Source organism: Streptomyces xiaopingdaonensis (genome assembly GCF_000262345.1).
Classification (GTDB): Bacteria; Actinomycetota; Actinomycetes; order Streptomycetales; family Streptomycetaceae; genus Streptomyces; species Streptomyces xiaopingdaonensis.
The window spans coordinates 1-21,881 of the sequence record NZ_AJTQ01000262.1 but is presented as its reverse complement, the minus strand read 5'-3'; the positions used below and the strand labels follow the sequence as shown (position 1 = coordinate 21,881).

The 21,881-nt window shown below is 71.6% G+C and carries 17 protein-coding genes; 8 read left to right on the top strand and 9 right to left on the bottom strand.

The annotated features are described in order from the left end of the window. Positions 1–21: 21 nt before the first annotated feature. The 3 genes from UWG_RS0121165 to UWG_RS0121155 form a co-directional block, all read right to left on the bottom strand. Complete coding sequence (locus UWG_RS0121165) at positions 22–1,254, bottom strand: DUF5667 domain-containing protein (protein WP_016909205.1); 1,233 nt, start codon at positions 1,252–1,254, stop codon at positions 22–24. Between the two features lie 271 nt (positions 1,255–1,525). Beyond that, complete coding sequence (locus UWG_RS0121160; protein WP_016909204.1) at positions 1,526–2,416, bottom strand: ECF subfamily RNA polymerase sigma factor, BldN family; 891 nt, start codon at positions 2,414–2,416, stop codon at positions 1,526–1,528. A 427-nt stretch (positions 2,417–2,843) separates the two neighbouring features. Then, positions 2,844–3,788 carry an HAD family hydrolase gene (locus UWG_RS0121155; RefSeq protein WP_016909203.1) on the bottom strand — a complete coding sequence of 315 codons (945 nt, stop codon included), beginning with the start codon at positions 3,786–3,788 and terminating at the stop codon, positions 2,844–2,846. A 136-nt stretch (positions 3,789–3,924) separates the two neighbouring features. Between UWG_RS0121155 and UWG_RS0121150 the strand changes: the two genes are divergently transcribed. The 6 genes from UWG_RS0121150 (at position 3,925) to hemB (ending at position 10,282) form a co-directional block, all read left to right on the top strand. Beyond that, positions 3,925–4,161, top strand: coding sequence for a glutaredoxin family protein (locus UWG_RS0121150; protein ID WP_029391646.1), 237 nt, complete (start codon positions 3,925–3,927; stop codon positions 4,159–4,161). Positions 4,162–4,496: 335 nt separating this feature from the next. Beyond that, entirely contained in the window at positions 4,497–5,276 is a 780-nt protein-coding gene (locus tag UWG_RS0121145) for a redox-sensing transcriptional repressor Rex (protein ID WP_016909201.1), read from the top strand. Continuing rightward, the gene (locus tag UWG_RS0121140; protein ID WP_016909200.1) at positions 5,273–6,604 is read left to right on the top strand and encodes a glutamyl-tRNA reductase; all 1,332 of its coding nucleotides are present in this window, start codon (positions 5,273–5,275) and stop codon (positions 6,602–6,604) included. The genes UWG_RS0121145 and UWG_RS0121140 overlap by 4 nt, the downstream gene beginning before the upstream one ends. After that, a complete protein-coding gene (gene hemC / locus UWG_RS0121135) occupies positions 6,601–7,596 on the top strand; it encodes a hydroxymethylbilane synthase (RefSeq protein WP_016909199.1) in 996 nt (331 codons plus the stop codon). The genes UWG_RS0121140 and hemC overlap by 4 nt, the downstream gene beginning before the upstream one ends. Beyond that, a complete protein-coding gene (locus UWG_RS0121130; protein ID WP_016909198.1) occupies positions 7,593–9,293 on the top strand; it encodes a bifunctional uroporphyrinogen-III C-methyltransferase/uroporphyrinogen-III synthase in 1,701 nt (566 codons plus the stop codon). The genes hemC and UWG_RS0121130 overlap by 4 nt, the downstream gene beginning before the upstream one ends. After that, entirely contained in the window at positions 9,290–10,282 is a 993-nt protein-coding gene (gene hemB, locus UWG_RS0121125) for a porphobilinogen synthase (RefSeq protein ID WP_016909197.1), read from the top strand. Before UWG_RS0121130 ends, hemB begins: the two co-directional genes overlap by 4 nt. Positions 10,283–10,286: 4 nt before the next feature. On the opposite strand, the gene UWG_RS0121120 is transcribed toward hemB, so the two are convergent. Together UWG_RS0121120 and argS are read right to left on the bottom strand one after the other, a co-directional pair. Next, a complete protein-coding gene (locus tag UWG_RS0121120; RefSeq protein ID WP_016909196.1) occupies positions 10,287–10,931 on the bottom strand; it encodes a nucleoside/nucleotide kinase family protein in 645 nt (214 codons plus the stop codon). 48 nt (positions 10,932–10,979) lie between these two features. Next, positions 10,980–12,746: an arginine--tRNA ligase gene (gene argS / locus UWG_RS0121115; RefSeq protein ID WP_016909195.1), complete on the bottom strand. Its 1,767-nt coding sequence runs from the start codon at positions 12,744–12,746 to the stop codon at positions 10,980–10,982. 347 nt (positions 12,747–13,093) lie between these two features. On the opposite strand from argS, the gene lysS reads away from it, so the two are divergent. After that, on the top strand, positions 13,094–14,836 hold the full coding sequence (gene lysS, locus UWG_RS0121110; protein ID WP_016909194.1) for a lysine--tRNA ligase: 1,743 nt from the start codon (positions 13,094–13,096) through the stop codon (positions 14,834–14,836). Between the two features lie 337 nt (positions 14,837–15,173). On the opposite strand, the gene UWG_RS32580 is transcribed toward lysS, so the two are convergent. The 3 genes from UWG_RS32580 to UWG_RS0121095 form a co-directional block, all read right to left on the bottom strand. Next, positions 15,174–16,919 carry a DUF2637 domain-containing protein gene (locus UWG_RS32580; RefSeq protein ID WP_016909193.1) on the bottom strand — a complete coding sequence of 582 codons (1,746 nt, stop codon included), beginning with the start codon at positions 16,917–16,919 and terminating at the stop codon, positions 15,174–15,176. A gap of 271 nt (positions 16,920–17,190) precedes the next feature. Next, positions 17,191–17,886: a hypothetical protein gene (locus UWG_RS0121100; protein WP_016909192.1), complete on the bottom strand. Its 696-nt coding sequence runs from the start codon at positions 17,884–17,886 to the stop codon at positions 17,191–17,193. A gap of 168 nt (positions 17,887–18,054) precedes the next feature. Continuing rightward, complete coding sequence (locus UWG_RS0121095; protein ID WP_016909191.1) at positions 18,055–18,993, bottom strand: hypothetical protein; 939 nt, start codon at positions 18,991–18,993, stop codon at positions 18,055–18,057. A gap of 181 nt (positions 18,994–19,174) precedes the next feature. On the opposite strand from UWG_RS0121095, the gene UWG_RS0121090 reads away from it, so the two are divergent. After that, entirely contained in the window at positions 19,175–20,392 is a 1,218-nt protein-coding gene (locus tag UWG_RS0121090; RefSeq protein WP_016909190.1) for an RtcB family protein, read from the top strand. 22 nt (positions 20,393–20,414) lie between these two features. Here UWG_RS0121090 and UWG_RS0121085 read toward each other — a convergent pair whose 3' ends face one another. Further along, the gene (locus UWG_RS0121085; RefSeq protein WP_016909189.1) at positions 20,415–21,779 is read right to left on the bottom strand and encodes an LCP family protein; all 1,365 of its coding nucleotides are present in this window, start codon (positions 21,777–21,779) and stop codon (positions 20,415–20,417) included. Positions 21,780–21,881 lie beyond the last annotated feature (102 nt).

Sequence of the window (21,881 nt, the reverse complement as noted above, 5' to 3'; positions counted from 1 at the left end):
GGCGGCTCTTGGCGAGCCGCGCTACTCCTTGTCGCCGAGGCCGAGCCCCGGGAGCACGTCGGGGAGGATCGGCGGGACGGTGAGTTCGGGGGCGGGGCCCGAAGGGCCCTCCGGCCGGGGCTCCGGCTGGGACGGGGACTCGGCGCCTTCGTCGCGGTCGGGGACGAGGACGCCGGGGCCGCCGAGCAGGCCCTCCTCGTGCCCGGAGCCGTCGGTGGGGGAAGGCTCCTCGGCCTCCCCGTGCTCTCCTGTGCGGCCGCCCGCGTCGTCGGAGGAGCGAGGGGCCGGCGGTGAGGAGGGCGCCTCCTCGCCTGTGCGGTCGCCTGTGCCGCGCCCGTGCTCGGGAGGTGCGTGGTCGTCCTCGCGGGGGAGGAGGGAGCGCAGGGGGCGGACCTCTTCGTCCATGGCGTCGAAGACGGAGTTCACCTCCCTGCTCACGTCGCTGAGTTGGCGCGGGAGGCGCTCCTCGACGCGGGCCCAGCCCGAGCGGTGCTCGCCCGCGAAGGCGGAGAGCGAGCGGATGCGGGCGATGTCGCCGTCCCGGCGGTAGGCGGAGCTGAGGAGGTGGTGGCCCTCCTTCGCCTCCTCGTGCATGCCGGAGAGGGCGCTGCGGATCTCGGTGACGGAGGAGTCGTCGAGGGGGCCGCTGCGGTCGCGTTCGAGGAGGCGTTGGGCCTCGTGCAGGCGAGTTGCGGCGTGGTCGAGGAGGAGGGCGCCGCGGGCGGCGTCGTCCCTTGCGAGGTCGAGGCGGAGGTCCTCCATCCCGCGCTTCACCCCGTAGAGCGAATCGCCGGGGAGCGCCCCGGTGCTGGCGGCGGCGACGCCGCCGAGCGCGCCGGCGGCCACGGTGAGCCCGAGGCCGCCCACCGCGATCCCCTTGCCCCAGCGGGACTTGGGGCGCAGCCGGTGGAGCGGTCCTCCGTCGGGGTCGGTACGGGCGTCGCGCTGTGCGGGGAGGGACGGCTCCGGTTGCTCGGCGTAGGCGCGTTCCATCGCCGCGACGAGCCCGGCGCGCTGGGCCTCCTTGACGTCCTCGGCCAACTCGGGCCTGGGGACGGAGGCGAGACGGGCCGCCACGGCGAGCGGAACGCCGCCGTCCGGACCGGGGGACAGGCTCTCGGCGGTGGACTGCTGCGCCGCCGGACCATCGGTGCCGGGCCCGGCCTCGCCGGCCGCCGTGCCCTCGGTGAGCTCGCGCTCCAGGGCATCGGCGAAGGCGAGGGCCCGGCGGCCCGTCGAGGTCGATCCGATCACAGGCGGCACCTCCTCTCGTCGACACGGTCGACTCCCCGCGAGACAGGGGTGGTTGTGCGGCCGAGCCGAACGCGCTCCGGTGGGGCGCGCGAGGGCAGTGCCGCGGCTGCGGGGAGTCTGCAACCCCCACAACGAGCGGCGGAGCAGTCGGGTTACGGAACCACGATGATGTGACCGCGGGTGCCCGCGGCCCTCCGGAGCGTATCGGCTCCGGAGCTCAAACCGCGGTCGGCAAAAGGAAGTTGGGCCCTACGGGTGTGGCGGGAAGCGCTCAGCGGACGTCGTCCGGGAGCAGCCGTGCCAGGGTGCGGACGGCGCGGTACTGGAGGGTTTTGATCGCGCCCTCGTTCTTGTGCATGATCCGCGCCGTTTCGGCCACCGAGAGGCCCTGGAGAAAACGGAGCGTGACGCATTCCTGTTGCTGGGGGTTGAGTCTACGGACGGCCTGGAGCAAGGAGGCGTTGGAGAGTGATTCGAGGACGGACTCCTCTGGCGAGCGCTCGACCTCGTTGGCGTCGAGCATCTCGCCGGTGGTCACTTCCAGACGGAAACGGCTGGACTTGAAGTGGTCGGCCACGAGGTTCCTCGCGATGGTGACGAGCCAGGCGCCGAAGTCCCTGCCCTGCCAGGTGAAGGTGCTGATCCGGCGCAGTGCGCGCAGGAAGGTCTCGCTGGTGAGGTCCTCGGCCGTGGCCCGGCCGCCGACGCGGTAGTAGATGTAGCGGTAGACGGTGTCGCTGTACTGGTCGTAGAGCCGGCCGAACGCCTCCGCCTCGCCGGACTGGGCCCGTTCGACGAGCTCCATCATGCGGCGGCTGTCGGCGTCCTGGGCCGGGGTGCGCCTGCTCGGGGCGGCGCGGCCGCGGCGGCGGGCGGCGGTGGGCGGATGTTCGCTCACCGCGGTGCCGGTGCCGGGACTCGCTGCTTCGGCGGTGGCGTTGGCGGTGGCGCGGTCGGTCGGTCGGGTGGCGGCTCCCTGTGTGCCCTGTGCGCTGTCGGCGAGGGCGTATCGGGGGCCTGCGGGGACAGGTGCGGGTGGTGCGGCTGCGGCGGCCAGGGCCGGGACGGCGTACGCGGTGGGGACGAATGCACGCAGTTGGTCGACGACTGTCGTGCGCAGCGTAGCCAGGCCCGAGGCGTCAACCCCGACGTGTGGGTACACGGGACTCCCAGAGGCAGAGCTTCCATCACGTGCAGTGCGGGACCGTTCGCCCGGGTGGACGGATGGGTACCGAATTGCGTCTGAGGAGAATAACGCTTCGTAAAGGCGGCACTACCCCTAGTTGTTGAAATCGTCGATTCGGTTTGGTCTGTTATGAGTTGAGGTCAGAGCGCTAGGGGAATGCAGACGAGAAACTGATCAGTTTTGAGACAGGTTCTGTCGCTTCAGGAGCCTTATGTGACGACCCTCCCTCCGCGGCGCGTCCGGAGGACTGGTCGCCGCGGTACGGGGTAACAAGATGAGTTCGGCCCTCGTCCGGGCGCGCTCCGTGACGGTCTCGCTGCGGCGGCTTCCTCGTGCGCGGACGTGCGCAGCGGCGTGCGGCGCGGGTGGAGCGCCTGGTAACGCGCGGGGCAGGGGCGGCAGTTCAGCGGCGGCGGCGCTGGAGGGCGACCGCTGCGACCGCGCCCCCCGCGACCGCGCCGACGCCCGCGGCGGCCGGGATGCCGACCTTCGCCGCCTTGCGCCCGGTGCGGTAGTCCCGCAGCCGCCAGCCCATTTCCCGTGCGTGCTCCCGGAGTCGGGTGTCCGGGTTGATCGCGTACGGGTGGCCGACGAGGGAGAGCATCGGGATGTCGTTGGCCGAGTCGCTGTAGGCGGCGCACCTGTCGAGGTCGAGGCTCTCGGCCGCGGCGAGCGCGCGGACCGCCTCCGCCTTCGCCGGGCCGTGCAGCGGTTCGCCGACGAGCCGCCCCGTGTAGACGCCGCCGACGGACTCGGCGACGGTGCCGAGCGCCCCCGTCAGCCCGAGCCGCCTGGCGATGATCGTCGCAGCCTCGACGGGGGCCGCGGTGACGAGCCAGACCTTCTGGCCGGCGTCGAGGTGCGCCTGCGCGAGGGAGCGGGTGCCGGGCCAGATGCGGCCGGCCATGTACTCGTCGTAGATCTCCTCGCCGATCGACATCAGCTCCGCGACGCGGTGGCCCTTGACGATCGAGAGGGCGCTGTCGCGCGCCTCCTCCATGTGGCCGCTGTTCTCGGTGCCTGCGAGCCTGAAGTACGCCTGCTGCCAGGCGAATCGGGTGAGTTCGCGGGTCTGGAAGAAGTTCCGCTTGTACAGGCCGCGGCCGAAGTGGAAGAGAGCCGCGCCCTGCATGACGGTGTTGTCGAGGTCGAAGAAGGCCGCGGCGAGGGGATCCCCGCTGACGGGGAACTGCTCCTCGTGCTCCTCGGCGGCTGCGGACTCCCGCGCCAGCTCCTCCTGTTCGGCCTGCTCCTGTTTCCGCGCCGCCTCCGCGGCTGCCTCGCCTGCGAGCACGCTCCGCGCGGTGGCGGAGCGCTTGCGTGCGGAGAGCCATGCGGGAAGGGGCATGTGGCGAGCATAGCCATACGGCCGACCGAGCCCGTTACGGCCGGATGTCCAGCGGGCGCGCGGCGAGCGGTTCGCGGTGCGCGAGCGGGCCGGCGTACGGCACCGGGCACCGGTCGCGCGACGGGACAATGGCCGTATGCGAACAGTGACGTTGATCGGGAAGCCGGGGTGCCACCTGTGCGAGGTGGCGCGCGACGTGGTGGCGCGGGTCTGCGAGGAGACCGGTGCCGAGTGGGAGGAGCGCGACATCAACAAGGACGAGGAGCTGTACCGGAAGTACTGGGAGCAGATTCCGGTCGTCCTCGTCGACGGTGAGCAGCACGACTTCTGGCGCGTCGATCCGGAGCGGCTGCGGCGGGCGCTCGTCGGCTAGCGCGGCCGCGGAAGGACGCTCGGTGAGCGGCCGGACGCGGTGCGTGCGGCGGGAGTTGAGGCCGGCGGTCGCGGCCCGGGGTGCGGTCGTTCGTGGTCGGGATTCGAGCCGGATTCGATTACCATCGAGGTCGTTTTGCCGTCCGGGGGCGTATACGTGAGGAGTGTGTTCGCGTGTCCCTGTTGGCGTTTGTGGCTCCGGTCACGTTGCCGGGACAAAGCGGACACCATCTTTGTGCACGCGTTCACAAAGGCATAGCCTGGGCGCGACGGAGCGGTCAGGGCAAAAGCCTCGCGGAGGACCGCTCACCGCTTCGCGCAAACGGCAGGAGCAACGTGGCAACTGGCCGAAACCACCGACCGGCGACGACCCGCAGCCGAGGCATCCCCGAGGCCACCGTCGCCCGACTTCCGCTGTATCTGCGGGCGCTCACCGCGCTCTCCGAGCGCTCGGTGCCGACGGTCTCCTCCGAGGAGCTGGCGAGCGCCGCCGGCGTCAACTCGGCCAAGTTGCGCAAGGACTTCTCCTACCTCGGCTCCTACGGGACGAGGGGCGTCGGGTACGACGTCGAGTACCTCGTCTACCAGATCTCCCGCGAGTTGGGCCTCACCCAGGACTGGCCCGTCGTCATCGTCGGCATCGGCAACCTCGGTGCCGCGCTCGCCAATTACGGGGGGTTCGCCTCCCGCGGGTTCCGCGTCGCTGCCCTGATCGACGCCGACCCCTCGTTGAGCGGGAAGCCGGTCGCCGGCATCGGCGTGCAGCACACGGACGAGCTGGAGAAGGTCGTCGACGACAACGGCGTCTCGATCGGCGTGATCGCCACTCCGGCCGGCGCCGCGCAGCAGGTCTGCGACCGCCTCGTCGCCGCCGGGATCACCTCCATCCTCAACTTCGCGCCGACCGTGCTCTCGGTGCCCGAGGGGGTCGACGTCCGCAAGGTCGACCTTTCCATAGAGCTTCAGATCCTCGCCTTCCACGAGCAGCGCAAGGCGGGTGAGGACGTGCCGGACGAGGAGGACACGGCGCCGCCGGCCGCGCCGCCCGCCGCTTCCGTCACCAAGCGCACCGACTCCGGACCTGACGGGGACCTGCCCGCCGTGATGCCGGCATGAGTCTGCTCGTCGTAGGTCTGAGCCATCGCAGCGCCCCCGTGAGCGTGCTGGAGCGCGCGGCGCTCGCGGCCGAGGTGCGCGAAGGGCTGCTCGGTGCCGTGGTGGGCAGCGAGCCCGCCGCCGAGGCCGCCGTCCTCTCCACGTGCAACCGGATCGAGCTCTACGCCGACGTGGAGAAGTTCCACGCCGGCGTCGCCGAACTCTCCACGCTCCTCGCCGAGTACAGCGGCGTCGACCTGGAGGAGCTCACCCCTTACCTCTACGTCCATTACGAGGACCGCGCCGTCCACCACCTCTTCTCGGTGGCCTGCGGGCTCGACTCGATGGTCGTCGGCGAGGGGCAGATCCTCGCGCAGATCAAGGACGGGCTGGCGCTCGCGCAGCAGCAGCACACCGCGGGACGGCTGCTCAACGACCTCTTCCAGCAGGCGCTCCGCGTCGGCAAGCGGGCGCACACCGAGACGGGGATCGACAGGGCCGGGCAGTCGCTCGTCACCTTCGGGCTCCAGCAGCTCGCCGGGGCGCCGGAGTTGGGCGGATGGGCCGAGGGGAAGCGTGGGCTGGTGATCGGCGCCGGTTCGATGTCGTCGCTCGCGGCCACGACGCTCGCGCGGGCAGGCGTGGCCGAACTGGTGATCGCCAACAGGACCGTGGGCCGCGCCGAGCGGCTCGCCGAGAGCCTCGCGGAGACCACGGGCGTGAAGGCGGCCGCCGTCTCCGTCGACGAGGTGCCGCGCGAGATGCCCTACGCCGACATCGTCGTCTCCTGCACCGGCGCCACCGGGCTCGTCCTCACCGCCGACGCGGTGGACGAGGCGCTGGCGTTCCGCGGCCCGGGTGCGGCGCCCGGCATCCTCGACCTCGCCATGCCGAGGGACGTCGATGCCGCCGTCCACGGGATCGACGGCGTCGGCCTCGTGGACATCGAGACGCTCGCCGAGGCCGAGGCGGACGCGCCGATGGCCGCCGACGTCGACGCCGTCCGGAACATCGTCGGCGAGGAGGTCGCCGCCTTCGGCGCCGCACAGCGCGCTGCGACGATCACTCCGACCGTGGTGGCGCTGCGCGCCATGGCGGCGGACGTCGTCACCTCCGAAATGACCCGCCTGGAGGGGCGGTTGCACGGGCTCGACGACAAGCAGCGCGCGGAGATCACGCAGACCGTGCGCCGCGTCGTCGACAAGCTCCTGCACGCCCCGACGGTGCGGGTGAAGCAGCTCGCGGGCGAGCCGGGCGGAGCCGGCTACGCGGACGCGCTGCGTGAACTCTTCGACCTCGATCCGCAGACGGTCGCCGCCGTCAGCAACCCCGAACAGGAGCGGCAATGACCGACGCCGTCCAGACCACCCAACCCCCGCTCAGGCTGGGTACGCGCCGCAGCAAACTCGCCATGGCGCAGTCCGGGCTCGTCGCCGAGCAGGTGCGGACGCTCACGGGGCGGGCCGTCGAGCTCGTCGAGATCACCACCTACGGCGACACCAGCCGCGAGCAGCTCGCGCAGATCGGCGGGACCGGTGTCTTCGTCAACGCGCTGCGCGACGCGCTGCTCGACGGCGAGATCGACTTCGCCGTCCACTCGCTCAAGGACCTCCCGACGACCCAGCCGGAGGACCTCAGGCTCGCCGCCGTGCCGCTGCGCGCGGACCCGAGGGACGCGCTCATCGCGCGGGACGGGCTCGACTTCCGCGGGCTCGTGGAGAGCGGCGGCGTGCCGCGCATCGGCACGGGGTCGCCCCGGCGGATGGCCCAACTCAACGCGTGGGCCCGCGCGTTGGGCGCCGAGATCGAGACGGTTCCGATTCGGGGGAATATCGACACCCGGATCGGGTACGTGCGCTCCGGTGAGCTCGACGCGATCGTGCTCGCCGCCGCGGGGATGTCCCGGCTCGGACGGCTCGACGAGGCGACCGAGCTCATCGCCCCCGACCTGGTACTGCCCGCCCCCGGTCAGGGGGCACTCGCTGTGGAGTGCGCCGCGAGCAGCACGCAACTCGCAGCACAGCTCGCCGAGCTCGACGACCTGCCGACGCGGGCCGCCGTCACGGCCGAGCGAACCCTGCTCGCCGCCTTGGAGGCCGGTTGCAGCGCACCCGTGGGTGCACTGGCCGACCTCCTTGTCGAGGGGCAGGTAGTCACCGAACTGCGCCTGCGCGGGGTCGTCGGTACCACCGACGGTTCCACGCTGGTGCAGCTGTCCACCACCGGTCCCGTACCGGCGTCCGACGGAGAGGACTCGGCCCCGCAGCACATGGGCCGGGAGCTCGCCGACGAGATGCTCGCCAAGGGTGCGGCCGGTCTGATGGGGGAGCGAGCACTTTGAGCCCCACCGCCGCCCAGAATCCGAGTACCACCCCGGAAGGCAGCAGCCCGCACCTCTACGGCGCGCACGGCCACGTGACCTTCCTCGGCGCGGGCCCGGGTGACCCCGGCCTGCTGACGCTGCGCGCCGTCGAAGCACTGTCGCAGGCCGACGTGCTGGTCGCCGACGCGCGGGTGCACGACATCGTCGCCGCGCACACCCGGCCGGGGGTGGACACACCGCTGCGAGCCGAACCTGACGCAGCCTCAACTTCCCCTGCGGGCAAGGGAAGTGACCTCCCGACTCCCGAGGATGCGGCCGATTCTGCCATGGCCGCCGCGCGCGCGGGCAAGCGGGTCGTCCGTGCCGTCGAGGGCGATCCGGGCTTCGACTCGGACGCCGCACGGGAGATGCTGGCGCTCGCGGCCGACGGCATTCCGTTCGAGGTCGTCCCCGGCATCACACCGGCCGTCGGCGTCCCCGCGTACGCGGGGGTGCCGCTGCGCGACGCGGAGGGGACCGACGTACGGTTCGTCGACGCGCGTACGGCCGACGAGCGGTGTTGGACCGAGGTCGGCGCCAGCGAGGTGACCGCCGTCGTCTCGACGACGCTCGACGGGGTCGGTGCCGTCGCGGGCGAACTCGTCTCCGGCGGGCGGAAGCCCGACACCCCGCTGACGGTGACGCTCGCCGGCACCACCACGAGGCAGCGCACCTTCACCGCGACCGTCGGTTCGATCGCGCAGGTGCTGAAGTCCGCGAAGGTCCTGCCGGCGGCCGACGGCGGGCAGCCGGTCATAGCCGTGGTCGGTGAGCGGAGCGCGGCGGCGCAGCGTGAGCAGCTCGCCTGGTTCGAGTCGAAGCCGCTCTTCGGCTGGCAGGTCCTGGTGCCCCGCACCAGGGAGCAGGCCGCCTCGCTCTCCGACCAGCTCCGCTCCTACGGCGCCGTACCGGCCGAGGTGCCGACGATCGCCGTCGAACCGCCGCGCACACCGCAACAGATGGAGCGCGCGGTCAAGGGCCTCGTCACGGGCCGGTACGAGTGGATCGCCTTCACCTCGGTGAACGCGGTCAAGGCGGTGCGCGAGAAGTTCGAGGAGTACGGACTCGACGCGCGGGCCTTCGCCGGGATCAAGGTCGCGGCCGTCGGCGAGCAGACGGCGAAGTCGCTGGTGGAGTTCGGGGTCAAGCCCGACCTCGTGCCGAGCGGTGAGCAGTCGGCCGCCGGGCTGCTGGAGGACTGGCCGCCGTACGACCCCGTCTTCGACCCGATCGACCGCGTCTTCCTGCCGCGCGCCGACATCGCGACCGAGACCCTCGTCGCGGGGCTGATCGAGCTCGGCTGGGAGGTGGACGACGTCACCGCGTACCGCACCGTGCGTGCGTCGCCGCCGCCTGCCGAGACGCGGGAAGCCATCAAGGGCGGTGGCTTCGACGCGGTACTCTTCACGTCGTCGAGCACCGTGCGGAACCTCGTGGGGATCGCGGGCAAGCCGCACAACGTGACCGTCATCGCCTGCATCGGTCCGGCCACGGCGAAGACGGCGGAGGAGCACGGGCTGCGGGTCGACGTACTCTCGCCCGAAGCCTCGGTCCACAGACTCGCCGAGGCGCTCGCCGAGTTCGGCGCCAAGCGCCGGGCGACGGCCGTCGAGGCCGGGGAGCAGGTGAAGCGGCCGAGTGAGAAGCGCCCGGCGCGAAGGAGGTCCCGCTCGTGAGAGCGCAGGGAAGGTTCCCCGAGGTACGGCCGCGACGGCTGCGTACCACCCCCGCGATGCGCCGGCTCGTCGCGGAGAACCGGCTGCACGCCGGCGACTTGGTCCTCCCCGCCTTCGTCAGGGAGGGGATCGACGAGCCCGTGGAGATCGGTTCGATGCCCGGCGTCGTCCAGCACACGCGGGACACGTTGCGGAAGGCGGCCGCCGAGGCGGTCTCCGCCGGCGTCGGCGGGATCATGCTCTTCGGGGTGCCCGAGTTCAAGGACGCCTTCGGCTCGGCCGGCACCGACCCGGACGGCATCCTCCAGCAGGCGCTGCGCGACGTGCGCTCCGAGGTCGGCGACGACCTCGTCGTCATGTCCGACCTGTGCCTCGACGAGTTCACCGACCACGGCCACTGCGGCGTGCTCGACTCCGAGGGCCGCGTCGACAACGACGCGACCCTGCGCCGCTACGCGGAGATGGCCGTCGTTCAGGCGGAGGCCGGGGCGCACGTCCTCGGCCCGAGCGGCATGATGGACGGGCAGATCGGCGTCGTCCGGACGGCGCTCGAGGAGTCGGGGCACGTGGACACGGCCGTGCTCGCCTACACGGCGAAGTACTCGTCGGCGTTCTTCGGGCCGTTCCGCGAGGCGGTCGGCTCGTCCTTGAAGGGCGACCGGAAGACGTACCAGCAGGACCCGGCGAACCGCCGCGAGTCCTTCCGCGAGCTGGAGCTCGACCTCGCAGAGGGCGCGGACATGGTGATGGTCAAGCCGGGGATGCCGTACCTCGACATGGTGCGGGACTTCGCGGAGCGCGTCGACGTGCCGCTCGCCGTCTACCAGGTCTCCGGCGAGTACTCCATGATCGAGAACGCCGCCGCGCAGGGGCTCGTCGACAGGGACGCCGCGATCATGGAGTCGCTCACCGGGTTCAAGCGCGCGGGCGCCGACACCGTCCTGACGTACTGGGCGACCGAGGTCGCCCAACGGCTCAGGGGGCTCTGACACTTCAGCGGGGCGGCGCCGCGACCACGAGGTCCGCGGCGCCGCTCTCTGCTGCCACGAGGCGGGCGTTGGCCTCGTCCGAGGCGTGCACGAACTCCTCGGCCTCCACGGCCGACCTGCCGAAGCGGCGGTGGCGTGCCACGAGGCGCCGCACGCGCTCGGGGTCCGGCAGGTCGATCCACCAGCACTCGGCGAGGAGCGGTCGGACGGCGTTCCATGGCGGGCGGTCGAGCAGCAGGTAGTTCCCCTCGGTGACGACGAGCGGCACCTCCGGCCGCACCGGGATGCTCCCCGCCACCGGCTCCTCCAGCGAGCGGGCGAAGGCCGGCGCGTAGACCGTCTCGCCGGAGGCCGGGGCCCGGAGGCGGGAGAGGAGCGCGAGGTAACCGTGCGCGTCGAAGGTGTCGGGTGCGCCCTTGCGCGCGAGCCTGCCGAGGCGGCGGAGCTCGCTCTCGGCGAGGTGGAAGCCGTCCATCGGGACCAACGCGGCCTCCGCGGGGCCGAGTTCCTCGACGAGGGCCTCCGCGAGCGTGGACTTGCCCGCGCCCGGTGGTCCGGCGAGGCCGAGGACGGGGCGGACGCCGGACGGCGCGTCCGCGGCGAGCGCGCGGGCGCGGACGGCGAGGCGGGCCGTGGCGTACGTGGGCATGCGGGGATGGTGCCACGCACCGGGGCGCGGGTGGTGCGCCCCGGTGGCTCAGAGGCGCTCGGGGGTGCGGATGCCGAGGAGCGCCATGCCCTGGTGGAGAGTGCGGGCGGTGAGCCCGCAGAGGAAGAGGCGGTTCTCCACCAGCTCCGGCTCGCCTGCCTTGAGGACGGGGCACTGGTCGTAGAACGTCGTGTAGAGCGTGGCGAGTTGGTAGAGGTACGCGGCCAGCTTGTGCGGCTCGTACGTCTCCGCCGCGTCCTCGATCGTCTCGCCCAGCTCGTCGAGGGCGAGGGCGAGGGCGCGTTCGGCCGGGGAGAGCATCAGCTCGGGGTGGGCGACGGGGGCGTGCTCCGTCGCGCCCTCGGTCGCCTTGCGGAGGATCGACTGGATGCGCGCGTAGGCGTACTGGAGGTAGACGCCGGTGTCGCCGTTGAGCGAGACCATGCGGTCGAGGTCGAAGACGTAGTCGCGGGTGCGGGAGGTGGAGAGGTCCGCGTACTTGACGGCGCCGATGCCCACCTGGGCCGCGCGCTCGTCGAGCTCCTCGGTGGGGAGCTGCGGCGACTTCTCGGCCACCACCTCGCGGGCCCGCTCGACGGCCTCGCCGAGCAGTTGGCTGAGCTGGACCGTCTCGCCCTCGCGCGTCTTGAACGGCTTGCCGTCCTTGCCGAGGACGGAACCGAAGGAGAGGTGGTGTGCCGCGCCCTGCGGCAGCCAGCCGGCGCGCTCGGCCGTCTCGAAGACCATCCGGAAGTGGAGCGCCTGGCGGGAGTCGACGACGTAGAGGAGGGTGTCGGCCCCGAGCCCGCGGATGCGGTCGCGGATCGCGGCGAGGTCGGTGGCCGCGTAGCCGAAGCCGCCGTTGGACTTCTGGACGATCAGCGGCGAGGGGGTGCCGTCGGGGCCCTTGACGTCGTCGAAGAAGACACAGAGCGCCCCGTCGGAGCGGACGGCGACGCCGGACTCCTCCAACTCCTTGCAGACGTTCTGGAGATCGTCGTTGTAGGCGCTCTCGCCGACGACGTTCTCGTCGTGGATGTCGACGTCGAGGAGGTCGTAGACGGAGTGGAAGTAGCGCATCGACTCGTCCACGAAGCGCTGCCAGAGGGCGACCGTCTCCGGGTCCCCCGCCTGGAGCTCCACCACGCGGGCGCGGGCGCGGGTCTTGAACTCCTCGTCGGAGTCGAAGAGGGCGCGTGACGCCTTGTAGACCGCGTTGAGGCGGGACATGGAGGCACCGCCGTCGTCCGCCGCCGACTCGGCGTCGAGCGCGCCCGGGTGCTCGATGAGGTACTGGACGAGCATGCCGAACTGGGTGCCCCAGTCCCCGATGTGGTGCCTGCGGACCACCGTCTCGCCGCGGAAGGTGAGAATGTTGTCGAGGGCCGCGCCGATGACCGTGTTGCGCAGGTGGCCGACGTGCATCTCCTTGGCGACGTTCGGCTGGCTGTAGTCGATGACGCTGGTGCCCGGGTGCGCGGCGCCGGGTACGCCGAGGCGCTCGTCGGCCGAGCGGGCCGCGAGGTTGGCCACCAGGGCCGCGTCCTTGACGGTGAGGTTGAGGAAGCCGGGGCCCGACACCTCGGCCTCCGCGACGAGGTCGCCCTTCTCCAGCCGCGCGAGGATCTCGCCGCCGAGCTCGCGCGGGTTCGACTTCAGCTCCTTCGCGAGCGGCAGCGCCCCGTTGGCCTGGAAGTCGGCCCGGTCGCTGCGGCGCAGCAGCGGGTCGGCCCCGGACGCTTCCGGCCGGGCGGCCGAGAAGGCTTCCGCGACGCGCTGGCGGAGCGAGCTGGCGAGTGAGGGGACCGATGCCATAGGGGTGCAGACCGTTTCGTATCGCGTGGTGAGTGTCGTCCGCAGCCAGTATTCCACGGTGGGCGCGGACGGTGTCGCCCGAGTTTCCCGGGTGGGAGGCCGAGGTGAGCAGGCGGCAGTGGAGCCGTGGGAGACGGCGTTGACCTGCGGCGCCGGCGAGCCTGTGGATAACTTCGGGGCGCCTCGGAACGGATGGAACAATGGATGGGCAGGCCGCAGTCGTGCCCCGGGTCGGGGTGCGGGTGCTGCGGTCGAGGACGGTCGCTGCGGCGTGCGCCGTCTGCGGCCGCCCGCGGATGTAGTGGATGCAATGGCCGTTGCGGCCAGAGAGTAAGGAAGTGCCTGACGTGGCTCAGACCACTCACGAGGCCGACTGGGTCTCCCGTATCGCCGATGAGGTCATCGCCGAAGCGGAGCGTCGGGCCCCGGGCAAACCCGTGGTCTGCGCCTCCGGGCTGAGCCCCTCGGGACCGATCCACCTCGGCAACCTCCGCGAGGTGATGGTCCCGCACCTCGTCGCGGACGAGATCAAGCGGCGCGGCGTCCCGTGCGAACACCTCATCTCCTGGGACGACTTCGATCGCTTCCGCAAGGTGCCCGCCGGCGTCGAGGGCGTCGACTCCTCGTGGGAGGAGCACGTCGGCAAGCCGCTCACCTCCGTCCCCGCTCCGGTCGGCAGCCCGTACGAGAGCTGGGGCACGCACTTCAAGGCGGCGATGGAAGCCTCGCTGATGGAGCTCGGCGTCGAGTACCGGGGCATCAGCCAGACCGAGCAGTACACCTCGGGCGCCTACCGCGAGCAGATCCTCTTCGCGATGCGCGAGCGCGAGCGCATCGACGCGGTGCTGGAGCGGTACCGCACGCTCGACAAGTCCGGCGGCAAGAAGCAGCAGCAGAAGAAGCAGGTGAAGGACGCGGCCGACGCGGCAGCGGAGGCCGAGGCCGAGCAGGGTTCGGGCGCTGCCGCGGAGGACGACGGCTCGGGCGCCGGCGCCTACTACCCGTACAAGCCGTACTGCACCGTCTGCGCCCGCGACCTGACCACCGTCACCGCGTACGACGACGAGACCACCGCTCTCACCTACACCTGCGCATGCGGCCACGGAGAGACGGTCCGCCTCAGCGAGTTCGACGGCGGGAAGCTCGTCTGGAAGGTCGACTGGCCGATGCGCTGGGCGTATGAGGGTGTCACCTTCGAGCCTTCGGGCGTCGACCACCAGTCGCCCGGCTCCTCGTACGTCGTCGGCGGGCAGCTCGTGCAGGAGGTCTTCGGCGGTGAGCAGCCGATCGGGCCGATGTACGCCTTCGTCGGCATCAGCGGCATGGCGAAGATGTCCTCGTCGAAGGGCGGAGTGCCCACGCCTGCCGACGCGTTGGAGATCATGGAGGCACCGCTGCTCCGCTGGCTCTACGCCAGGCGCAAGCCCAACCAGTCCTTCAAGGTCGCCTTCGACCAGGAGATCCAGCGCACCTACGACGAGTGGGACGCCCTCGTGCGCAAGATCGGCGCCGGCTCGGCGCAGCCGGCCGACATCGCCTCGCACACCCGCGCCTCCTCGACGGCGCTCGGCCCGCTGACGTCGACACCGCGTCCGCTGCCGTACCGCACCCTCGCCTCGGTCACGGACATCACCGGCGGCCAGGAGGAGCAGACGATGCGCATCCTCAGCGAACTCGACCCGGAGCACCCGGTCCGCTCGCTCGACGAGGTGCGGCCCCGGCTCGACCGCGCCGCGCGGTGGATCACCACCCAAGTCCCGGCCGAGCAGCGCACGAGGGTCCGCGAGGAGCCCGACACCGAGCTCCTCGCCTCACTCGACGAGGAGCAGCGCGCATCCCTCGCGACGCTCCTCGACGGGCTCGACGAGCACTGGTCCCTCGAAGGGCTCACCCAGCTCGTCTACGGGGTGCCCAAGGTGCGCGCCGGGCTGTCGCCGGACGCCAAGCCGACCCCCGAACTCAAGGTCGCGCAGCGGTCGTTCTTCGCCCTGCTCTACCGGCTGCTGGTCGGCAGCGAGACGGGGCCGCGGCTGCCCACGCTGCTCTTGGCGGTCGGCGCGGAGCGGGTGCGGAAGCTGTTGGGCGGCTGACGCGGGCCGCGTCCGTCGATGGCTGCCGGCGGCGCCCCCGCGGACGTGAGTGCTGCGGGGGCTTGGCGGCCGGGGCCGAAGTGCACGGGTTCGGTGAGTGCGGAAAACGTGCGCTGCCGGGGGCCTGCGGTGGGCGCGGGGCATGATGTGGTGTGCCGCTGGGGCAGCGGCCGGGCTCCGGGGGAGGGCACGGTTTCCGAGAGGCGGTAGGTCGGCGGGTCGCCTCGTCGGCACCCGGCTGTGCGCGGCGGGGGCCGGTGGCGCCCGTCGTGCTGTGCCCCCTCCCGCGTGCCCGTCGGATCGGCGACGTACGGCAGGGAGTCGGTGCGGTGGGCGGTCAGCCCATGCCCATCTCCAGGCGGTACCGCTCCTTGAAGTCCCGGGTGTACGGGCGGAGGTAGGTCTCGGAGAGCATGTTGCCGTCGCGGTCGGTCACGTTGAACTCGTCGTAGAGGAGGCGGGAGAGCTGGCGCGCGGTGGGGTGGCCGTGGCTGTTGGCGGCGTACTGGAGGTAGGCCGTGTAGTAGATGTCGTCCCGTGCGACGCCTTCGGGGATGCCCAGCGGCTCTTCCGACGGGGGTACTTCGTCCTCGGCTCCGGCTTGCGCGTCGGGCGGCTCGACCGGCTGCGGGGCGGCTTCCGGTGCTTGGCCGTTCGCGGGACGGAGGGCCCCGCCGTCCTGGGTGGCGTTCGGGCCGGGCAGTGGTTCCGGGAAGAGTTCGGGCTGCTGGGCGTGCGAAGGCGGCTCCGTGGCCACGGGGTCGGCCGGACCGTGGTGTGCCGGGCCTCCGTTGAGGTGCGGGGGAGAGGTGAGGTTGCGGCGGCGGCCGCCCGAACCGACGGGGACGGTGACCTGAGGCGTGGCCGCCGAGTCCGCGGCGTAGGAGGCTGCCTGGGGCTCGGAGGTCCGAGGCGGGTTGGGGGCGTCCGTCCAGGAGGAGCCCGCCGAGTCGGCGACAGGTGAGAGCGAGGACGGGGCGGCCGACGGCGCCGGCGCGGGAGCAGAGCCAGAAGAGTCCGGGCTCTCGGGCCATCGGATCTCGGGAGCGCTTCCGCCCGGCTGCGGGTACCCGCCGGGGGCCGCGTCGGGCCCGGCGTACGCGCCGGCAGCGGGGGCGAAGGGCTCGGGCGCGAACTGGCCTGCGTCCGCCGGGGGTTGCGCCGATGCGCTGGGGGCGTAGACCGGCCGCCCGTCTCCTGAGGGAGGGTGCGCCGAGGCTCCGTCGGATCCGGCAGCGGCGCCGTCCCGACGGGCGTGTTCCGTGGCGACGGCCGGTTCGGCGGCCGGCGGCCGGTCGGGTGCCGCCTCCGGCTCACGGCTTCCGCCGTTCACGGGGCGCTGGTCGGTGCCGTCCCTGCCGTCCCCGCCGTCCGCTGCGGCGCGCGCGTCGGGGCTTGCTGCGGCGGTGAGTTGGGGGTGCGGCGTGCGTTCGAGCCCGGCGGCGGCGAGGCCGGCGGGCGCGGTCTCGGTGAGGGGGATGCCGTAGCGCGCTAGCTTGAGCGGCATCAGGGACTCGACGGGTGCCTTGCGGCGCCAGGCCCGTCCGTAGCGGGCGCGCAACCGCGCCTCGTAGATGAGGCGTTCCTGCTCCATCCGGATCACCTCGTCGTAACTGCGCAGCTCCCAGAGCTTCATACGGCGCCAGAGCCGGAAGGTCGAGGGGAAGGCGAGCAGCCAGCGGGAGACGCGGACGCCCTCCATGTGCCGGTCGGCCGTGAGATCGGCGATCCGCCCGATGGCGTGCCTGGCCGCCTCGACGGTGACGACGAAGAGCAGCGGGATGACCCCGTGCATCCCGACGCCGAGCGGATCGGGCCACGCCGCGGCGCCGTTGAAGGCGATCGTGGCGGCGGTGAGCAGCCAGGCGGACTGCCGCAGCAGCGGGAAGGGGATGCGAATCCAGGTGAGGAGGAGGTCGAGCGCGAGGAGGACGACGATCCCCGCGTCGATGCCGATCGGGAAGAACGGGGCGAAGTCCCCGAACCCCTTCTTCTCGGCGAGGTCGCGGACGGCGGAGAACGACCCGGCGAAGCCGATGGCGGCGATCACGACGGCGCCCGTGACCACCACAGCGATGAGCACCCGGTGTATTCGCGTCAGTTGTACGGCCTGCACTGGAGTTGTCCCCCACCCTCGGAAACTGGCCAGCCCAGACTGGCATACCGCGTCCGACGGTATCTGCGATCCGCCGGCACGGAGACGCGGGAGCCGCCGTACGTTCCGGACCAAGCGTGCGGAGACGGAGGTTCCGTCGGCCGGGTTGTGACCGATCCGTCATGCGTGCCGTAGGGACGCCCGCGGCGTCCCGGGGCAAGTCCGGGGCGCCGCGGGCGGGTTCAGGGCCGTACCGCGGTCACTTCAGTCCGGCGAGCGCGTCCTTGGCGGCCTTCTCCGAGTTCTTCTTCACGGTGTCGGCACCGGGCATCTTGCCGCTCTCGAAGCCGGCGCCCTCGTACTCGACGCTCACCACCGCGTTGTCCTTGCGGACGAGGAGGTGCTGGCCCCGGAAGTCCTCCTTCGACTTCTTCGTGGCCTTCTTCTCGGTCTTGTAGCTGAAGGTGGTGGCCTCGTCGCCGATCCCCTTGACGGCGGCCTTCTTCGCGCCCTTGAGGTCCTTGTTGTCCTCCACGCTCTTGGCCTGGCTCGTCAGGTACTCGCCGGCGCGCTCGGCACCGCTGCCGAGCGACTCGTCGGAGTCGAACCGCTTCATCGTGACGACGAGTTGCCGGTAGTCGTACTTCTTCAGCCCGGTCCACAGGCAGCTGTTGAAGTCGCCGACGTCGCCCGAGCCGACCCGCTTGCCGCCCGCGTTCTCGGCACCGGGCACCAGCGAGTCGACCGTCTTCTTCTCGATGGCCTTGCAGGAGTCGGGGAGCTCCTTGATCTTCGCCGGTGCGGGCGCCTTGGCGTTCTCGCTCGCGGAGGCGGAGGGTGCTGCGGAGTCCTGGTCGCCGTCCGAGTCCGAGGAGCATCCGGTTACCAGCAGTACGGGAAGAGCTGCGGCCGCACAGAGGAGGGTGCGGACGTGGCGCGGTGCGTTTCGGTGCATGGTTCCTTCGCTTCCAGGAAGACTTCTTCGGCTACTCGTACTGAGGGGGGTGGCTTGACGGCACGGCCCGTACGGTACGCGGCCGAGGCTGCGCCGGGGCCCTGTCGCCCTTCCTCGGCGGCCCGGAGGGGTGTGGGATTCCTCTCCGGGCGGCCGTGCCCGGGCGGCTCAGTCCTCCTTGAGCGTGCCGGTGAGCTGGTCGGCCAACGACACCGCTCGGTCCTGCAGTTCGCGGCTGTCCGGCGCGCGGGTGTCCTCCGTGGACCAGCGCGTGTACTTGACGGTGGCGATCACGTTGGCGGTGCGGAAGACGAGAGTGATGTCACGGTGGACGCTGGCGTCGCCGGTTTCCAACGCGTCGTCGACGTAGGCGGTGTCGCCGAGGTCGTCGAGATGGCGAGGGGCGAGCGTCTCGCCGTCCTCCTCCTCGGCGTCCTCCGTCGCCTCGTCGGGGGACTCTTCGGACGGGGAGCCCTCCTCGTCCGACTCCTTCTCCCCGTCGGGCGGGTCCGAGTCCCGCCCGGAGTCGCCAGCCGACTCGGACGCCTTGCCGTCGCCGCCGGGGGACTCGGAGGACGGGCTGCCGGAGTCCTCGGGGTCGGGGGCCTCCTCGGAGTCCTCGGACTCGTCGAGGGGCGGAGGGATGTCGGCGGCGTTGGCGCGCCGTTCGAAGAGGGTGGCTGCCTGGTCGTCGTCGCTGACGGCGGGGTCGTAGGAGACGACTCGCTCGAAGTCGACGCTGAGCCGGTGCGATCCGAGGGTGTCCTCGCTCTTCCAGCGGCAGCCGACGCGGCGGTCGGTGTCGTAGGTGACGCGTGCCTCGCCCTCGTAGGGCGAGCTCGTCGCCTCGGGCTCCTCGTCCTCGTCGTCGGCGCCGGGGAGCATCTCCTTGAGCGTGCCGAGCGGGACGGCGCCACAGGGCTCGGGCAGAGTGCGGTACTTACCGGGAGGTGCCGAGGTGGAGGCGGAGGGGCCGGGTGCTGCGTCCTCCTCGTCGGCCGTGGACGAGGAGGAGGTGCAGGCCGCGGTCCCGAGGGCGCCGAGGAGGGCGATGGAGAGTGCGGTGCGTGCCGCGTGCCTGGCGTACGACGTTGCCCTCCGCTGCACGGATGGCCTCCCGGTTCGGTCGAAAACGTGTTGCTGCCCGCTGGGGGCCGCGGAACACAATGTCTACCTCACCTTCCGTACGACCGTCCGGTTCGCCGGTGGTTATGCCTTCTCTGGGGAGCTTTTTCCCTTTTGCTGGCTTGCGGTAGGTACAGGGGAAACCAACGGGGAGTTGAGCGTGATGCCGTACTTCGAGATGCCCGGTGCCCGGGTACCGATCCGGATGTGGGTGGAGCCGCCCGCCCACGACGGCGGGATGCCGCCGGGGGTCGAGGAGAACACCTTGCGGCAACTGGCGAACGTGGCGACGCTGCCGTGGATCGAGGGCCTCGCCGTGATGCCCGACGTCCACTACGGCAAGGGCGCCACCGTCGGCTCGGTGATCGCCATGCGCGGTGCCGTCTGCCCCGCGGCCGTCGGTGTCGACATCGGCTGCGGCATGTCGGCCGTGCGCACCTCGCTCACCGCGGACGACCTGCCCGAGGACCTGGGCCGGCTGCGCAGCCGGATCGAGCAGGCGATCCCCGTCGGGCGCGGGATGCACCAGGAGCCGGTCGATCCCGCGCGGCTCCACGCCTTCCCCACCTCGCGCTGGGCCGACTTCTGGCGGCGGTTCGAAGGCGTCGCGGAGGCGGTGCACTTCCGTGCCGATCGTGCCGCCAAGCAGATGGGGACGCTCGGTTCCGGGAACCACTTCTGCGAGGTCTGCCTCGACACCGAGGGCTCGGTGTGGCTGATGCTGCACTCCGGTTCGAGGAACATCGGCAAGGAGCTCGCCGACCACCACATCGGCGAGGCCCAGCGCCTCCCGCACAACCGCGGCCTCGTCGATCGGGACCTCGCCGTGTTCGTCTCCGACACCCCGCAGATGGCGGCGTACCGGAACGATCTCTTCTGGGCGCAGGAGTACGCCGGCTACAACCGCGCGGTGATGATGGCTCTGCTCAAGGACGCGGTGCGCAGGGAGTTCGGGAAGGCGGACCCGGTCTTCGACGAGGTCGTCTCCTGCCACCACAACTACGTCGCCGAAGAGCAGTACGACGGCGCGGAACTGCTGGTGACGCGGAAGGGGGCGATCCGCGCGGGCGCGGGCGAGCTCGGCATCATCCCGGGGTCGATGGGCACCTCCTCGTACATCGTGCGGGGCCTGGGGAACCCGCTCTCCTTCAACTCGGCCTCGCACGGGGCGGGTCGGCGGATGAGCCGGGGCGAGGCGCGGCGGCAGTACTCGGCGGCGGACCTCGCCCGGCAGACGGAGGGCGTCGAGTGCCGGAAGGACACCGGCGTCGTCGACGAGATCCCCAAGGCGTACAAGCCGATCGAGAAGGTGATGGAGCAGCAGCGCGATCTCGTGGAAGTCGTGGCCCGGTTGAAGCAGGTGGTGTGCGTCAAGGGGTGACGGCGCCCGCGCCGGCGCGGCGTCAGTCCACGCGCTCGTAGTCAGGGCCGAGGGTGAGGGTGACGTGGTCGGGGGAGGCGGAGGAGTCCTCCCGGGGCGTGACGTCGTCGAGCCTGGAGCTCAGCACCAGGGACTTGCGGCCCATGCCCGGCGGGTAACTCACCTCCGTCTCCTCGACGTTCGAGGGTGCGTTGCCCGTGGTGACGGGGAAGCCCAGGGCGCGCAGGTGGCCGGCGGCCTCGGCCGCGGCGCCCGGCTCCCCCGTCCCGTTGAGCACCCGCACGGGCACGCGGCTGGCGTATATGAGGGACGACGTCTGCTTCTTGAGCTTCTTCTCGTCCGTCTCGCGGTCCTTGGCGAGGTCGGAGAAGAGCTTCGGTGCCTGCGGGTACTGCCAGACGAGGTTCGCCTTGTCCTTCGGAACGTCGGCTTCCCGCGGATAGTTGGGGACGGTGACGAAGTGCAGCCGGTCCTGGGGTATGTCCTTCACCTTGGAGGCGAGCTCGTAGAGCGGCTTGATGCCGGCCAACTCCTTGTCCGTGGTGAGGGACTTGGTGGCCGAGTCGAGGAAGTCGTAGAGCTGCTTGGGGCTGGTGAGCTTCGCCTGCGCCTTCTCGGCGAGCGCCGCCATGAACTCCTGCTGGCGGCCGATCCGGTCGGTGTCGCTGCCGTTGCCCACGCTGTACCGGACGCGGACGTAGCCGAGGGCGTCCTCGTCCTTCACCGTCTGGCAGCCCGCATCCAGCTTCAGTTGGGCCTTCTCGTCGTCTATCGGCTCCTTGGGGCAGACCTCGATCCCGCCGAGCGCGTTCACCATCCCCTTGAAGCCCTGGAAATCCACGGACATGAAGTGGTCGATGCGCAGGCCGGTGTTCTTCTCGACCGTCTTGATCGTGCAGGCCGCCGCGCTGGAGACGTCGCCCGTCGTACCGCCTATGGCGTAGGACTCGTTGATCTTGAAGCGGTGCGGCTGCGACTGCGAGCCGTTGCCCCGGTCGCACGCGGGTATGGGGACGTAGCTGTCGCGCGGGAGGGAGACGACGCTCGCCCACTCGTGGTCGGCGGAGACGTGGACCACCATGAGCGTGTCCGACTGCATCGTCTCAAGGCCCTTGCCGTACTTGCTGTTTTCGCCGTCGCGGCTGTCCGAGCCGATGACGAGGATGTTCTTCGAGCCGGGACTGAGGTTGTCGGGGCGGTTGCCGCCGAGCCGGTCGCTGACGTCGGCGGAGTGGATGTTGCCGTCGAGGCTGGTGTACACCCAGGCGCCGCCGGCTCCCGCGAGGAGTACGAGCACCGCCAGCACGCCGCCGCTCCAGGCGAAGACGCGGTTGCGCCTGCTGTGCGCGACCTTCCTGTGGGCACGGCGTGCCCGCTTGCCGCTCATGTGCCCTCTATCGGGAGTACGGCGATCCGCGCTGCGTCGTACCGAGTCCAGCGGGTCCCGGGGACCCCCGACTCACGCAACTCGCACCACTCTTCGGCCCCG